The 15,285-nt window shown below is 53.7% G+C and carries 13 protein-coding genes, 1 other RNA gene and 2 pseudogenes; 9 read left to right on the top strand and 7 right to left on the bottom strand.

Annotation, left to right across the window (positions count from 1 at the left end):
- Positions 1 to 190 (top strand): annotated as a pseudogene (locus tag IR141_RS01220) (IS1595 family transposase); the annotation flags it as partial.
- 158 nt (positions 191 to 348) lie between these two features.
- Here IR141_RS01220 and ssrA read toward each other — a convergent pair.
- Positions 349 to 712: a transfer-messenger RNA gene (ssrA, locus tag IR141_RS01215) on the bottom strand.
- Between the two features lie 117 nt (positions 713 to 829).
- Here ssrA and IR141_RS01210 point away from each other — a divergent pair.
- Positions 830 to 1,330, top strand: coding sequence for a DUF1841 family protein (locus IR141_RS01210; RefSeq protein ID WP_135033879.1), 501 nt, complete (start codon positions 830 to 832; stop codon positions 1,328 to 1,330).
- A gap of 167 nt (positions 1,331 to 1,497) precedes the next feature.
- Here IR141_RS01210 and IR141_RS01205 read toward each other — a convergent pair whose 3' ends face one another.
- A complete protein-coding gene (locus tag IR141_RS01205) occupies positions 1,498 to 1,788 on the bottom strand; it encodes a hypothetical protein (protein WP_135033878.1) in 291 nt (96 codons plus the stop codon).
- A 178-nt stretch (positions 1,789 to 1,966) separates the two neighbouring features.
- Here IR141_RS01205 and IR141_RS01200 point away from each other — a divergent pair, with 178 nt between their 5' ends.
- Entirely contained in the window at positions 1,967 to 2,458 is a 492-nt protein-coding gene (locus tag IR141_RS01200) for a DUF456 domain-containing protein (protein WP_135033877.1), read from the top strand.
- Between the two features lie 363 nt (positions 2,459 to 2,821).
- Here the strand turns inward: IR141_RS01200 and azu are convergent, their stop codons facing one another.
- Positions 2,822 to 3,388: an azurin gene (azu, locus tag IR141_RS01195; protein ID WP_135033876.1), complete on the bottom strand. Its 567-nt coding sequence runs from the start codon at positions 3,386 to 3,388 to the stop codon at positions 2,822 to 2,824.
- Positions 3,389 to 3,543: 155 nt separating this feature from the next.
- On the opposite strand from azu, the gene IR141_RS13275 reads away from it, so the two are divergent.
- On the top strand, positions 3,544 to 3,774 hold the full coding sequence (locus tag IR141_RS13275) for a hypothetical protein (RefSeq protein ID WP_228068106.1): 231 nt from the start codon (positions 3,544 to 3,546) through the stop codon (positions 3,772 to 3,774).
- 18 nt (positions 3,775 to 3,792) lie between these two features.
- Positions 3,793 to 4,179: pseudogene (locus IR141_RS01190) on the top strand (opacity family porin); the annotation flags it as partial.
- A gap of 632 nt (positions 4,180 to 4,811) precedes the next feature.
- Here the strand turns inward: IR141_RS01190 and trpB are convergent.
- Positions 4,812 to 6,017 carry a tryptophan synthase subunit beta gene (gene trpB, locus IR141_RS01185; RefSeq protein WP_135033875.1) on the bottom strand — a complete coding sequence of 402 codons (1,206 nt, stop codon included), beginning with the start codon at positions 6,015 to 6,017 and terminating at the stop codon, positions 4,812 to 4,814.
- 97 nt (positions 6,018 to 6,114) lie between these two features.
- A complete protein-coding gene (gene ilvA / locus IR141_RS01180) occupies positions 6,115 to 7,638 on the bottom strand; it encodes a threonine ammonia-lyase, biosynthetic (RefSeq protein ID WP_135033874.1) in 1,524 nt (507 codons plus the stop codon).
- A gap of 283 nt (positions 7,639 to 7,921) precedes the next feature.
- Between ilvA and IR141_RS01175 the strand changes: the two genes are divergently transcribed.
- Positions 7,922 to 9,133 (top strand): D-alanyl-D-alanine carboxypeptidase family protein, encoded by a 1,212-nt coding sequence (locus tag IR141_RS01175; protein WP_135033892.1) that lies wholly within the window; start codon positions 7,922 to 7,924, stop codon positions 9,131 to 9,133.
- 340 nt (positions 9,134 to 9,473) lie between these two features.
- Here the strand turns inward: IR141_RS01175 and IR141_RS01170 are convergent, their stop codons facing one another.
- Positions 9,474 to 10,985 (bottom strand): surface lipoprotein assembly modifier, encoded by a 1,512-nt coding sequence (locus IR141_RS01170; RefSeq protein ID WP_135033873.1) that lies wholly within the window; start codon positions 10,983 to 10,985, stop codon positions 9,474 to 9,476.
- A gap of 157 nt (positions 10,986 to 11,142) precedes the next feature.
- Here IR141_RS01170 and IR141_RS01165 point away from each other — a divergent pair, with 157 nt between their 5' ends.
- From IR141_RS01165 to hemA, 3 genes are all read left to right on the top strand, one after another.
- Positions 11,143 to 12,108, top strand: coding sequence for a class I SAM-dependent methyltransferase (locus IR141_RS01165; RefSeq protein WP_135033872.1), 966 nt, complete (start codon positions 11,143 to 11,145; stop codon positions 12,106 to 12,108).
- A complete protein-coding gene (locus tag IR141_RS01160) occupies positions 12,105 to 12,320 on the top strand; it encodes a methionine-binding protein (protein ID WP_135033871.1) in 216 nt (71 codons plus the stop codon). Before IR141_RS01165 ends, IR141_RS01160 begins: the two co-directional genes overlap by 4 nt.
- A gap of 838 nt (positions 12,321 to 13,158) precedes the next feature.
- Positions 13,159 to 14,418, top strand: a complete 1,260-nt coding sequence (gene hemA, locus IR141_RS01150; RefSeq protein ID WP_135033870.1) for a glutamyl-tRNA reductase — start codon at positions 13,159 to 13,161, stop codon at positions 14,416 to 14,418.
- A 476-nt stretch (positions 14,419 to 14,894) separates the two neighbouring features.
- On the opposite strand, the gene IR141_RS01145 is transcribed toward hemA, so the two are convergent.
- Positions 14,895 to 15,230 carry a hypothetical protein gene (locus IR141_RS01145; RefSeq protein ID WP_135033869.1) on the bottom strand — a complete coding sequence of 112 codons (336 nt, stop codon included), beginning with the start codon at positions 15,228 to 15,230 and terminating at the stop codon, positions 14,895 to 14,897.
- Between the last annotated feature and the right edge of the window lie 55 nt (positions 15,231 to 15,285).

Raw genomic sequence — 15,285 nt, 5'->3', positions numbered from 1 at the left:
GTTTGCCGACCGACACAACCATATCAACGGCATTGAGAATTTTTGGAATCAGGCGAAACGTGTCTTGCGCAAATACAACGGAATCGACCGAAAATCTTTTCCTCTGTTCTTGAAAGAATGTGAGTTTCGTTTTAACTTCGGGACACCAAAGCAGCAGTTAAAAACTTTGCGGCTTTGGTGTGGTGTTTAGGGCTAATCTACTTCAGCCCCTAAAAATTACCCCATAGATTACCCCATAAATTGCGAAAACGCTGGAATACTGCCGAATATGCCGGGCAATAAAAAACCCCTGAATTATTGATTTTTCAGGGGTTTTAGGTGTTCCTGCATATTCAGGAAAATAGTGTTTGGTGGAGGCGGGGGGAATTGAACCCCCGTCCGAAAGCCCTCTACAAAGCGTTCTACATACTTAGTCTTGCCTATTTCGAATCTTGCCCCCATTCCGCCGGCAGACGGGCTGTTTGAAGGCCAGTTACCTTAAGTCTTATTTCCTGCCAAGTAACCCGGCAGAAAACCAGCCGATGTCAGATGACGTTGCCGCAGGTATTACCCTGCACAGCCCATCGGCCGACTGCTGCAACGGCTAGCCTTAAGCGGCTAAAGCGTAAGTTTCGTCGTTTGCGACTATTTTGATTCAGTGTTTTACGGGAATCTGAGACCCCGGTATGCCCGCATCTGCTTCGCAACCCCCGTCGAAACCAAGATCGCCCCCAGATAGGAAAAGCCGATTATACGCAGTTAAGGCATAAATTGCCAGCTCGGCTTAACCTTTTCAGACGGCCTTATCCGTTATAATGACCGTCTGAACAACCATGCAGGCAGTAATTTTATGTATGACGTCAATACGCACGATGTGCGCCGTTTTTTTGCCGGTGTGTGGCGGCAGCGTCTGCAGCCCTTGCAGCTCGATTCCTTGCAGCAGAAAGCGTTGCGGATTATTGAGGCGCACCCCGAATACCACCACTATTTAGAAAATATCGATGAGTATCTTGATAAAAACTGGACACCCGCAGAAGGCGAAAGCAACCCGTTTCTGCATATGTCGCTACACCTTTCGCTGCAGGAGCAGGCCGCCATCGACCAGCCGCCCGGTATCCGCGCCATACACGAGCAGTTGTGCGCCAAACACGGCGACTGGGTGCGGGCCGAACACGAAATGGCCGATGCGCTGGCAGAAACGATTTGGGAAGCGCAGCGCTTCGGACGCGGGTTGGACGTTAATGCCTATATAACCCGCTTGCGCAAACTGGCCGGTTTGGGGCAGGAAACCCGGGAGCGCATCAACCCTCACGAAGCAGGCTTGTCGGTCAAAAGCGCCGAACGCGGTTAGAACACGCGGTTGCGCGGTGATGCAGTGATTTCAAAAAAGCTCTTTTAACTGTGCCGGGCAGATTTTCAGACGGCTTGGTATAAAAAAACCGGCGTTGTTTTACTTTTTTGTTTTTGGCTTGGAGGCGTATTTGGGAATTTTTAAGGTGTGGCCGTGTAGTTTTTAACTTATCCAAAAATCACAAAACCATTGAAATACAAAAACCGTTCGGTATAAAGCCCGGCCTTTTCCCGCCAAGCCTTTGCAAAACACTTTAAGCCGTCTGAAAGGTTCCAACACCATTGCTTGCTTCGCAAGCCCGCTGCACCCCACGCGCGGAAGGTGTTCGGATAAAACACTGCAGTATTGTTTAAACAAAAGTTTAAGTGATAAATATTTGAATTTTTCCCGTGCGGGAATGGCAGTAGATAAACTTCTTGTGATGTTTTTTTGAATTTTTGCAAAGACCGCAGCTTCACAATGATGCCTTTTCCCGCTTGATTATCTGTACTGTTGCGGTCATATCGACCACACCGCTATTGATGACAATCGAGCCCTCTGAAAACATCGGCGCTGCCCGTGTTTCAGACGGCCTGCTTATTCTTTGTTTTCTATGCTTTATTTTTTATTTATCGCTTATTTTTAAGAAAGAACTTCATGACCGCCATTTTGATTATTCTGGGTTTGATTGCTTTGCTTGCCGGCCTGCTCGGCACGATTTATCCGGCCATTCCCGGTTTAGGGTTGATGTTTGCCGGCGCGTGGCTGTTGGCTTATGCCGATGGTTATCAAACCATAGGCAGCAATACGCTGGTTTTTCTCGGTATCGTTGCCGCTTTAGGCATGGCCACCGATTATTTGGCGGGTATGTTGGGGGCTAAATTTACCGGTGCCAGCAAAACCGCCATTTGGGGCGCGCTGATCGGCGGCATTGCCGGGGCGTTTTTCTCGCTGCCCGGTTTGCTGCTCGGCCCTTTGATCGGTGCGGGCGCAGGCGAATTTTGGGCGCGCAGGGATTTATGGTCGGCAGGAAAAGTGGGCTTGGGCACATTTGCCGGCTTTATCGTGGGCGTGATTGCCAAAGTGGGCTGCGCACTCGCCATCGTGCTGACATTGGTTGTGGTGGGCATAGCCGGCCTTTTCCAATAAAACATCCGGCAGATAAATTTCCACTTAGACGGCACCACCCTGCCCTGTTGCGCCACAGTTGGTTAAAGCATGGCCGACAAGGCTGCGGCACGGGCAATATGATGCCCCTACGGTGTCGCAGCGGCTTAGAGGCCGTCTGAAATATCTGATAGTGAATCCGCTTCATTTCCGTTACGGCAAGGCCGTATCATTTTTATTTTGACCGGCTGTTGATTCACCGCCCCCCCGTTCGGGTTGAGGCCATAGAAAGAAACTTTTTGTGATGTTTTCGAATCGTGTAAAACACCGGCTTGGAAAGCAGGAATATGCCGGAAAAAAACGGCCTGCATCGCAACAGGCCGTTTTTGCGCGAAATGCAACGCGTCAGATTAGTTTCACCGTGCCGTGCATCATGCCGTAGTGGCCCGGGAACGTGCAGTAAAACTCGTATTGGCTGCCTTCGGCGAATTTGGAGGTATCAACCGTAACCGAGGTTTCTTCACCGCCGCCGATAAGCGGGGTGTAGGCAATCACACGCTCATCTCCTTCTTTCACGAAATTTTTCTCGGCAGTCGCGCCCGCGCCGTCACTCACTACGCCCTGCGCATCTTCGGCTTTGGAAATCACAATATTGTGCCCCATTGCCGCTTTGGGCATGGTGCCGGCATGTTTCAACACAATCTTGAATTCTTTGCAGGATTTTTTGATTTCCAGCTCCTGCTTGTCGAATTTCATTTGGTCATCGGAGCTTACCACCACTTCGCAGCCCTCTGCCGGAACGGCTTGCGCGCTGTCTGCGGCAGATGCGGCTTCGGATGCAGGCTCAGCCATCTCCGACGCCGGTGCCTCGGAAGCAGCCGCCGGCTGTTCGGCCGGTGCAGCAGCTTCCTGCCCGCCGCAGGCGCTTAAGGCAAAAGCCGCAGCAGAAATCAAAGCTAAATAGATTTTCATAAAACAACTCCTTTTCGGGTTAAAAAATGCAGACGGATTATCTGCGGTTTTTTGTTCAACGGTGTTTGACCTATGTCAGCTTCCATCGATATTCTATACCGTTTATTTTGCCTGCTTGCATAAGCATTATCTGCGGCATAAAATGACGGTGCGTTATGCAAATCATTGTTTTAACAAAATTAACGGAGTTCACTATGAACAAGAAAATTTTTGCCGCTGCCGTTTTTGCCGCGTTGTCTGCCCCGGTTTTTGCCGACCCCGGCTTCTATATTCAGGGTGATGCCGGTGTCAGCAAATTAAAAATCAAGTATGACGACGGTGACTCGATGTCTAAAAGCGGTTTCAGCCCGCGCATTACCGTTGGCTACGATTTCGGCAACAACTGACGCGGCGGTGTAGATTATACGCACTATACATCTATCAAATACAATTACACAAGCCCCGGCGTTTCTGAAAGCGGCAAAGCCAAATTTCACAGCATCGGTGTTTCCGCCCTCTACGACTTCCCTGTCAGCGAAAAAGTCAAACCTTATCTGGGGGCGCGTGTCGGCATCAACCACTTCTCGGATAAATATTCCTACTCCATCGGCTCCGGTAACTCTTATCGTTCGGAATATCATTCAGACAAAGAAACCAAAACCGGCGTGGGCGTTTTGGCCGGCGTAGGTGTGAATGTAACCGAAAATATTGCTTTAGATGCGGGCTACCGCTACAACTATTGGGGCAAATACGAATCTTCCACAAAAGTCCACACCAACGAATTTTCTGCCGGTGTCCGCGTGAAATTCTAAACACGCCGCCCCCACCGGGCCGTCTGAAAAGGGTTCTGCGCAACAGAGCCCTTTTTTTTGTCAACCCAATCCACTGAAATAGCGGGCGGGCTGCAAAGCAGCTTGCCTTGACTGTCTGAAATCTCCAATCTCCGCACATTCATCCAAGTAGGAATTTTAGTGGGAATTTGGGCAAAAACTCGAAAAATACCGCCCAAAGTTTTATGCCGCCATTGCCGCGCCGGGCGGGAGCGCAAACCGGTAAGCCAACGGTAGCTGCCCACGGAAACAGGCGCATCCAGCCGCTGCATTATGGTAAGAGTGGCCGCAAACAAGAGCCGGTGCCATGATGTTAAGCGGGACGGCTGTGCGGCTTGATTTCAGCGGCCGGACGGGGTTGAAAAAATATTTGAAATTAAATCAAACCCCAGCCTGCCTGGAAAGGAAATAACGATAATGAATGTTTCAGACGGCCCCAGTAAGTTTTGCAGGATATTCAGGCCGTCTGAACGGGTGTGATTGCCAACCCGCATTCATTTCCGGCACCGGGCGGCAGATGGGGCAGTTTATCAAACCGTTCTCTTTGGGCGGGAGCGCAGGCAGCGCCGTAACGGAAATGAAGCGGGCTTACCGTCAAACAAAGCATCTGCCGGTTAAACGGCGATTTTTTCCAATACAAAATCAATATCTTTATCTCCGCGCCCCGACAGATTCACCAACAGGCGTTTGCTGCTGTCAAGCTCTGCGGCACGGCGCAGCGCATAGGCAACGGCGTGCGAAGATTCCAATGCGGGAATAATGCCTTCTTCGCGCGACAAAGCCATAAAGGCATCCAAACATTCGGCATCGGTGGCAGTTTCATAGCGCGCGCGGCCGCTGTCTTTCAGATGGCAGTGCTGCGGGCCGACACCGGGGTAATCCAGCCCCGAAGCGATGGAATGTACGGCGGCGGGGGTGCCGTCTGCATCTTGCAGATAGTAGCAGTTGAAACCGTGCAGGCTGCCGAATTTACCCAGGGTCATGGTAGCGGCGTGGCGGCCGGGCTTGTCCAAACCCTCGCCGGCCGGCTCCACGCCCACCAGTGCAACCTGTTGGTCGTCAATAAAGGCGTTGAACAAACCCAGCGCGTTTGAGCCGCCGCCCACACAGGCAACCACTTCGTCCGGCAAACCTCCGTAAGCCGTCTGAAACTGCGCGCGCGCTTCATGGCCGACAAGGGATTGGAAATAGGCCACCATTTCGGGATAGGGTGCAGGCCCGACCACCGAGCCGATGGCAAACATGCTTTCGCCAAGCTGGCCCATATAGGATGCGAATGCGCTGTCCACCGCTTCTTTCAATGTGCCCGCGCCCGCCGACACCGGCACGATTTCCGCGCCCAAAATCTTCATGCGCGAAACATTGGGGTGTTCTTTGGCAATATCGACCACGCCCATGTGGATTTCACACGCCAGCCCCATCAGCGCGGCGGCGGTGGCCAAAGCCACGCCGTGCTGCCCCGCACCGGTTTCGGCAATCACTTTTTTCTTGCCCAGCTTTTTCGCCAGCAATACCTCGCCGATGCAGTGATTGATTTTGTGCGCACCGGTGTGGTTGAGGTCTTCGCGCTTCAGATAAATCTGCGCACCGCGCCGCGATAATGTACGCGCATGGTAAATGGGGTTTGGGCGGCCGACATAAGTGGCCTGCAGCCTTCGCATTTCGCTGATAAAGCCGGCATCTTGAATGATGTTGCGGAAACCCGCTTCAATTTCAGCCAAGGCTCCGGCCAATTCGGGATGGCCGGTTTTGCCGCCGTGTTTGCCGAACAAACCGTTTTCATCGGGCAACACCAAAGGATTTAATTTTTCATTTTCCATACCGGATACTCCCTCAATACATTCAATTCAAAACAACCAGTTCAAAACAGCAGGCGCAGCAGGCTTTGCAGGCTTTCAGACGGCCTGCACCTGCGGGCTAACCCAAAAACAGTTTGTAGGCCGCATTGTGGGTTTCGTCTTCATAAGCATAATCCAAACCGTTGAGAAAATCGGCAAACGCCCGCGTATCCTGCGGCGGCACGTCCACCCCCACCAGCACGCGGCCGTAATCGGCTCCGTGGTTGCGGTAGTGAAACAGGGTGATGTTCCAATCGGACTGCATACGGGTTAAAAAACGCGCCAGCGCGCCCGGCCGCTCGGGAAACTCAAAACTGACCACACGCTCGTTCGCCACTTTGTGGGTGCGCCCGCCGACCATATAGCGGGTGTGGATTTTCGCCACTTCATTGTCGGTGAGATCGGTGTTGGGCAGGCCCGCAGCGGTAAGATCCGCGCTGATTTTGGCCAAATCCTGCACGCCTGCGGTTTGAATGCCCACAAAAATGTGCGCGGTTTCTTCATCGCCGTAGCGGTAATTGAATTCGGTGATGTTCCTATCGCCCAACACATTGATAAATTTTCGGAAACTGCCCGGCTTCTCGGGTATCGACACCGCAAAAATGCCTTCGTTGCCCTCGCCCAGCTCGCTGCGCTCCGACACATGGCGCAGGCGGTGGAAATTGATATTGGCGCCGCTGGTTACCGCCACCAGCGTTTCGCCTTCGGTGCCCCCTCGGCCGACATAGGCTTTCAATCCCGCCAAAGCCAATGCCCCGGCAGGCTCCATCATGCTGCGGGTGTCGTCAAAAATATCTTTGATGGCACTGCAAACGGCATCGGTATCTACCGTGATGATTTCATCGAGCAGGTCGCGGCAGATGCGGAAGGTTTCTTCGCCCACCAGCTTCACAGCGGTGCCGTCTGAAAACAAGCCTACATCTTTGAGCTCCACCCGCCTGCCTTCGGCAATCGATGCCTTCATGCAGCACGAATCATGAGTCTGCACCCCGATGACTTTGATTTTCGGACAAACCTGCTTGATAAACGCCGCCACGCCCGCAGCCAGGCCGCCGCCGCCGACAGGCACAAAAATGGCATGGATGTTTTCAGACGTTTGACGCAGAATTTCCATGCCGACCGTTCCCTGCCCCGCAATCACATCAGGGTCGTCAAACGGCGCGATATAAGCGAGCCCCTCTTTTTCGGCCAGCTTCACGGCATAATCATAGGCATCGTTATACGACACCCCTTTGAGCACCACTTCGCCCCCCCGGTTTTTCACCGCATCGATTTTGATTTGCGGCGTGGTTTCCGGCATCACAATCACCGCGCGGCAGCCCAAACGCTGCGCCGACAATGCCACGCCCTGCGCATGATTGCCCGCGCTGGCCGCAATGATGCCGCGCGAGAGCGCCTCTTTCGGCAGTTTGGCCATTTTATTGTAGGCTCCTCGGATTTTAAACGAAAACACAGGCTGCAAATCTTCACGCTTGAGCAGAATATTGTTGCCGGAGCGGCGCGACAACCCGCGCGCCTGCTCCAGCGGCGTTTCCACCGCCACATCATACACGGCGGCAGTAAGGATACGGATGAGATAATCAGAATAAGACAGGGTGTTCATGCGGTTTGGCTTCAAATGGGAAATCATGCGCCCGCAGCGGCAGAAAAGCCGGCCCGGGCAAAGGCAAAACCATACCCCGCAGGCCGTCTGAAAGCAAGAAAAATCTGAAGCGGAACTTAGCAAAACCAACATTAACGGGTATAATGCCCGCTCTGCAAAAACCGACCGCCATTCATGCACGGCCCGGTGCAAACCAATCCCACTGAGGCCGTCTGAAACTGGCAGACGGCTTCATTTTTCACTACTGAATTCCTTTTTTATCGTGAAGAAACCATTGCAAATGATGAAGAAAACCCTATTCGGCCTGTCGGCCGCCGCCTTGATTGCCGGCCAGGCCGCCGCCGCACCCCAAGCCGCCTCCGCCGAAGCTTCTGCACACATAACCGCCGCAGCCGCGCTGCCTGCCGTCTCAGCCGTGGCCGCGCCCGAAATCGCCGCTTCCGCCTATTTGGTGAAAGACCTGCAAAGCGGCCAAATACTCGCGGGCAAAAACATCAACACCCAAGTGGAGCCTGCCTCGCTCACCAAGCTGATGACCGCCTACCTCACCTTCAAAGCGCTCGACAACGGCACCCTGAAACCCGACCAGATGCTTACCGTGTCGCCTCAAGGCTGGCGCGCCGAAGGCTCGCGTATGTTTCTCGACCCGAAAAAGCCCGCCAGCGTCAGCGATTTGATTAAAGGCCTGATTGTGCAGTCGGGTAACGATGCCGCCATCACGCTGGCCGAAGCCATCGGCGGCAGCGAAGAAGGCTTTGCCGCCATGATGGATGCCGAAGCCAAACGCCTGGGCATGACCCACACCCACTACACCAACAGCACCGGCCTGCCCGGCGACGGCCACTTAACCACCGTAAACGACTTGGCCGTTCTGGCCGGCGCGATTATCCGCGACTTTCCCAAGTATTATCCGATTTATTCAATGAAATCGTTTAAATACAACAATATCGAACAACCCAACCGCAACCTGCTGCTCTACCGCGACTCCAGCATCGACGGTCTCAAAACCGGCCACACCAGCAGCGCGGGCTACAACCTGGTGGCCTCCAGCAAGCGCAACGGCCGCCGCGTGGTTTCGGTAGTGGTGGGCACAGAGAGCACCGAAGCGCGCGCATCTGAAAGCAGCAAACTGCTCAATTGGGTTTTGCAGTCTTACGACACGCCCAAACTCTACGATGCCAACCAAACCATTTCTCAGGTTAAGGTGTACAAAGGCAGCGCCAATGCCGTGGGCGTGGGCTTTTTAAATGCCGCCTACGTTACCATTCCCCACGGCGAAGGCCAAAACATCAAACCCGTGCTCGAAACCGTGCAGCCGGTGCTTGCGCCGATTCAAAAAGGCCAAGTGCTGGGCAAACTCAGAATCATGAACGGCAGCACCATTTTGGCCGAAAAAAATGTGGTGGCGCTCAACGCGGTTGATGAAGCGGGCTGGTTCGGCCGCGCCTACGACAGCATCGTGTTGTGGTTTAAGAGCCTGTTTTCCGATGAATAAAGATTCCGAACACGCTTGCAAAAATACACACAGGCCGTCTGAAAACCACTTTCAGACGGCCTGATGCTTCGGCCAAACCCCAAAACAATAACGGTATTTAAAATATTGGAAAAGGCCGTGTTGTTTACACCCGCCATGCCGCACGGCTGTTGGTTTTTTTGCCGGAAACGATGGCTGCGTGATTTTGCCTATATTCGAAAACCATGCAGATCCACCGTGCTTTCGGGCATTCCCAACAACCCTCAACCATTTCCAAACGGGCTTTCAGGCAAAAGTACAGCGAACCTTTTCAGACGGCCTTTTTTCAGACGGCCTTAAGGTATTTCCGGCCCGGCTGCCTTTAAAACGTTTTACCCATCTCGATAAACAAACGGTTTTTGCGGTAGCCGTAATATACATCGTTGCTCGAAATGCCGTTGTGGCCGAACGTAATGCGCGGAGTGATACCGGCAAAATGAACAGCGCGGTGCCACAGGCTCACCGAAGCATTCCACTCTTTATCGCGGCGGTTTTCCTGACGGCTGAACAGGCTCGGTGTGTAATAAATACGCTTGGCCGCGCCCACCTGCACACGGCTCGACAGGCCGCCTTTCCATTCCTGCCCCCACACGGCGCGCAGGCCGAAGCGGTTGAAATCATCGGAGCGGTCGTCGCGGTTGCGTTCGCGGTAAAAGTCCTGCCCCAACAGCCAATATTGCCGCGCGTTGCGGTGGAACACCAGCGAAGCGCTGGCCAAGCGGTGTTGGATGTCTGCATTCTGCCGCTGCTGGTTGTTCAGACGGCCGGTTTCCAAAGCAGTGAGGCTTTGCAGGTTCGGCCGCCACCAGCGGTTCCAATAAAGGCGCACGCCGTTGGTGTAGCTGTAGGCATCGTTGCCGTAGAAGCGGCGTTCGTGAAACACGGTGGCACCCGCATCGTTGCGCTGGCCGGCACGCCCCAAACCTGCCGAAAGCCGCGCGGTGGCATCGTTATATTGCGAATAAGAGCGGTAAACCTTGCCCCACACATCCGCGCCCGCTTTGGCATAAAAGCCGTTTTTCAGCGACTGCTTCTTTTCCGCCCCTGCCTGATAGGTGAGGCCGGCGGCATCGATGGGCGGGTTGAAACGCCAGCCGATAAAGCAGTCGTTTTCCGGCTCGTTGATTCTTTGGCGGTATTGCCTGCATTCCTCGCCTTCGAGCTGTCTGCCCAAACGCTGCTGCCGCGGTGCTTGGTTGATGTTCTGCTCGCGGGCGATGTTTACCCCCGCATAAAGCTGCCACGAATCGCGTTTGCGCAAAGCCTCGCGGTAAGCCTCGATACGCTGCACCACCGCTTCGGGCAACTGCTCGGTTTTCAGGCGGTCAAACTGGTCGGCAGCGGCTTCGTTCTGCTGGTCTTCAAACAGCGCCTGCGCAAGCTGGAGGCGGATAACGGGCGAATCGGGCTGCGCCGCAATCAGAATGCGGTAGAGTTTCACCGCTTCGGCCGCCCGCCCCTCGTGTTGCAGCACCAGCGCACGGCCGAACATAGCCGACTCTTTATCGTGCTGCGGCCATTTTTCATAAATCGGCAGCAACACTTTGATGCCGGCAACATTCATGGTTACCACGGCGGAATACATTGCCCGCGACAGTAATTCCGTATCGGCCAGCAACACGGTTTCATCCACTTCCAACACCCTGCCCCCGCTGCTTTGCGCATCGGGCACATCCGGCTCAGCCGTGCGTTCAGACGGCTCTGCGGCGTGGATGGTCAGTTCCGGCTCGGGTTTGGGTTGCGGCAGCGGCGGCGCGGCAGCAGGCTTGGGCGCATCGGCGCGGGCGTGTGCCAATGCGCCGGCCAGAGCCAAAAAACATAAAACTTTTTTCATCAAACTATCGTCATTAAAGTTCACTTACAAAATCTGAACGATTTTAACACAAAGTATCCGCAAAACCAGCACCGCCGCCCGAGCGGCCATACACGCGCTTTTACGGTAAAATAAGCCCGTTTGCCGCCTCAAGGCCGTCTGAAAACATACCGAACTTATGACCGACACCACTTCCTTTGCCAACCGCTTGGGCAAAAACATCAAACATTATCTGAAATGGGCACGGCGCAACGGCATCGAAGCGTGGCGTATGTATGACCGCGATATTCCGCAGTTTCCCTTTGCCGTTGATATTTACGGCGACCAAATCCATTTGCAGGAATACGACACCGGCCGGCTGATGCAGCCCGAAGCATACGAAGCCTGGCTTGCCGGCGTGTTCGATGCCGTTGCGTTTGTAACCGGCTTTGCACCCGCACACATTCACTTCAAACGCCGCGAACGCCAGAAAGGCTTGCAGCAATACCAAAAAACCGGCAGAGAAGGCGGCGGCTTCATCATCAGTGAAAACGGCCGGCGGTTTTGGGTGAATCTCGACAAATATCTCGATACCGGCCTGTTTCTCGACCACCGCAACACCCGCAGAAAAGTGGGCGAAACCGCCGGAGGCAAACGCTTTCTCAATCTGTTTGCCTATACCGGCAGCTTCAGCGTTTATGCCGCCACCGGCGGTGCCGCATACAGCGAAACCGTGGATTTGTCGAACACCTATCTCGATTGGGCCAAACGCAATTTCGAGCTCAACAGCATCGATGCCCGGCAGCACCGCATCGTGCGCGCCGATGTGTTCCAATACCTCAAAACCGCCCGCGCAGAAGGCAAAACATTCGATTTGATCGTGATGGATCCGCCCAGCTTTTCCAACAGCAAAAAAATGCCCGGCACCCTCGATATCCAGCGCGACCACCCCCAACTGATCGATGGCACCATGAAACTGCTCGCTTCAGACGGCCTGATGTATTTTTCAAACAACCTGCGCAGCTTCACATTAAGCGGCAGCACAACAGAGCGCTATCTGGTGAAAGACATTTCCAAACAATCCGTTCCCGAAGACTTCCGTAACAAAAAAATCCACCAGTGTTGGGAAATCCGCCACCGGCCGTCTGAAAAAACGCCATCATGAAAACCACACTCCTTATCCTGCTCGCGCTGCCTCTTGGCGGCTGTTTCTACGCCGAAACCCCATACGGGCGCGCGGCGGCATTCGATTTGCCGCTGCACAGCCAAACCACCGTCAATAAAAACATCACCATCAACGCCCCGCCCGGCAGCACGGTGATTTATCAGGAAGCCCAACCCGTGATGCCCGCCTATCCGCGCTACCGCCGCTATTGAAGCAGAAAACATACGGGCAGGGTTTTATCACACCTTTTATAACAACAGCTTTTTACAGACAAAAGATTTTCCCAAAAGGCTTTTCAAGCCCGCACAGGCCGTCTGAAAAAGCTTTTGCCCTTTCAGACGGCCGCCAAAACTTTCGGGCAGGCCGCAAACGGCCTTTCAAAACCCAAATAGGCCGGGACCTTTACAAAACTCATTCTGGCCGCCTGAAAGATTCCACTACCGTCATTCCCGCGCAGGCGGGAAACCGTTCGTTTTTTGTCAGCTATCGAAATAAAATAATTGATGGTTTTAAGGCCGGATTCCCGCCTGTGCGGGAGCGGAGAGGCTTACGGCATTGAGGATATTTTTGCAAAGGCCTCAGGCCGTCTGAAAAAAGTTTGTGCCTTTTCAGACGGCCTTCAAAACTTTCGGGCAGGCCGGTAAAACAGCAGTTACCGCTGCGCAGACAACGCCGTTAAAGCGCACTCGAGCTTTCCGGCAACGGCAAAAACTGTAACAAACCACACTTTTTATTTTTGTCTCAAAACCCGCTTTAAGGCTTTTGAGGATTGGCAAGAATGCCGGAAAGCACGGCGAAGCCGCGTTGTTTTTGAGAGCACCCGGAAATAGCGCAACAGTTATTCAGCAAAAAACAAAACTGCCCGGCATGAAAAGCGGCAAACAACCCCAGCATACGAACACCCCGCCCCAACCTTTTAAAAGGCCTTTTCAGACGGCCTTTCATGCCGCCCGCAGCCATCAAGTGCCGCTATCGCTCCAACATTTTTTTCAATCGCAACTTCAGCTATAATAGCGCGCTGCCATTTTCTTACCCCTTCCCTGAATCACAATGCAACTCACCGCCGTCGGCCTCAACCACCAAACCGCTCCCCTGAGCATACGCGAAAAGCTGGCCTTTGCCGCTGCCGGCCTGCCCGATGCCCTGCGCGCGCTGGCCGCCGGCCCGGCCGTGAAAGAAGCAGTGATTCTTTCCACCTGCAACCGCACCGAGCTTTACTGCGTAGGCGATGCCGAACACATTATCCGCTGGCTGGCCGATTACCACCGTCTCGATATCGAAGAAATCCGCCCCTATCTCTACACCCTCGGCTGCAGCGACACCATACGCCACGCTTTCCGCGTGGCCTGCGGCTTAGATTCCATGGTGTTGGGCGAGCCGCAGATTCTCGGACAAATCAAAGATGCCGTTCGGGTGGCGCAAGAGCAGCAAACGGTGGACACCTGGCTCAACGCCCTGTTTCAAAAAACCTTTGCCGTTGCCAAAGAAGTGCGCACCGGCACGGCGGTGGGCGAAAACTCGGTTTCGATGGCTGCCGCATCGGTTAAGATGACCGAACAGATTTTCCCCTCGGTGGGCGACTTAAACGTTTTGTTTATCGGCGCGGGCGAAATGATCGAACTGGTCGCCACCTACTTTGCCGCCAAAACCCCGCGCCTGATTACCGTGGCCAACCGCACCCTGCCCCGTGCGCAGGAATTATGCGAAAAACTGGGCGTCAATGCCGAACCGCGCCTGCTGGCCGAACTGCCCGAGATCCTGCACGAATACGATGTTGTAGTGTCTTCCACCGCCAGCCAGCTTCCCATTGTCGGCAAAGGCATGGTGGAACGCGCGCTCAAACAACGCCACCATATGCCTGTGTTTATGCTTGATTTGGCCGTGCCGCGCGACATCGAAGCCGAAGTAGAAGATTTAAACGATGTTTATCTCTACAGCGTTGACGATATTGCCAATATCGTCCAAACCGGCCGGCAGGCGCGCCAAAAAGCCGCAGCCGAAGCCGAAATGATGGTCGAGCAGAAAGTGGCCGAATTTGTCGAATGGCAGCGCAGCCGCCAAAGCGTGCCGCTGATCCGCGCCCTACGCGATGAAGGGGAACGTGCCCGCCGCCAAGTGCTCGAAAACGCCATGAAACAGCTTGCCAAAGGCAGCACGCCCGAGGAAGTGCTGGAGCGTTTGTCGGTGCAGCTCACCAACAAACTGCTGCACTCGCCCACCCGCACCTTAAACAAAGCCGGCACGCAAAATCAAAACCTGGTCGATGCCGTGGCACAGATTTACGATTTGGAACATCCCGGCAACGGTTAGCCCTGCCGTTTTGCCGGCGCACTATCCGAAACTTTTACAAGAGCCACAGCATCCCCCACCAAAAAAACCAAAAACGAGTGCCGTTATTTTGCCCAGGCGGAAATAACGGCATCTGGCTTTTCAGACGGCCTTACGGGGTGTTTCTGCAAATCTCCGCCCATCATTACAACAGGCCTAAAACTTCAGGCCGTCTGAAAACAGCCTTTCAGACGGCCTTGAATCGGATTACTATATTTTCGCGATAAATCAGAATATATCCCGGTTTTACCGATACGGCTTTTACTTCTTAATTATTTTCTTCAGACGTTTTTTCAGGTGTTTTTTGATCCGCCTGCACCATGTCATTAAATTCCTGAACGAATTGGTTTACATTGCCGGCAACCGTAACGATGCGGGAGCGGATATGTCTCTTGGCACCCGTAAAGTAATTCTTGCCGCTTTCCCCTTCGTTATAGATTTTCTTAACAAAAACCGGATCAGAATCTTGATTGGTTACGATATTCGATTTCCATTTTCCCGAGGAATCCCCCAAAACTGAAGGCAGATTGGCTTGCCTGCACGATTTTCGCCCGAATCTTGTAATATCCCCTGCCGTTCGGGGTAAAAATATCGGCCTTGTGCAAAGCCGTTTGCAGGTTTTGGCCAACCAGTTTCTCGATGCCTACCGCAGTTGCCTGCCGTGCAATTCTTTCATTCACTTCCACTTCGACCGCATAATCCTGCGGCACTAAAGGTTGTGCATTGGGATTGGTTTTACCCAACAAGGCATGATCCGCATCCAAAGTTAAAGTCTCACAGCCGATTATCATCAATGCCGACAGTGCCAAAGCAAAAATCGAACAGATTTTCCACAACGATATAAAAATT

The sequence above is a fragment of the Neisseria sp. 19428wB4_WF04 genome (genome assembly GCF_015235335.1).
Classification (GTDB): Bacteria; Pseudomonadota; Gammaproteobacteria; order Burkholderiales; family Neisseriaceae; genus Neisseria; species Neisseria musculi.
Note: the sequence above shows the minus strand (reverse complement) of the source record. Positions and strands in the feature narration are given on the sequence as shown.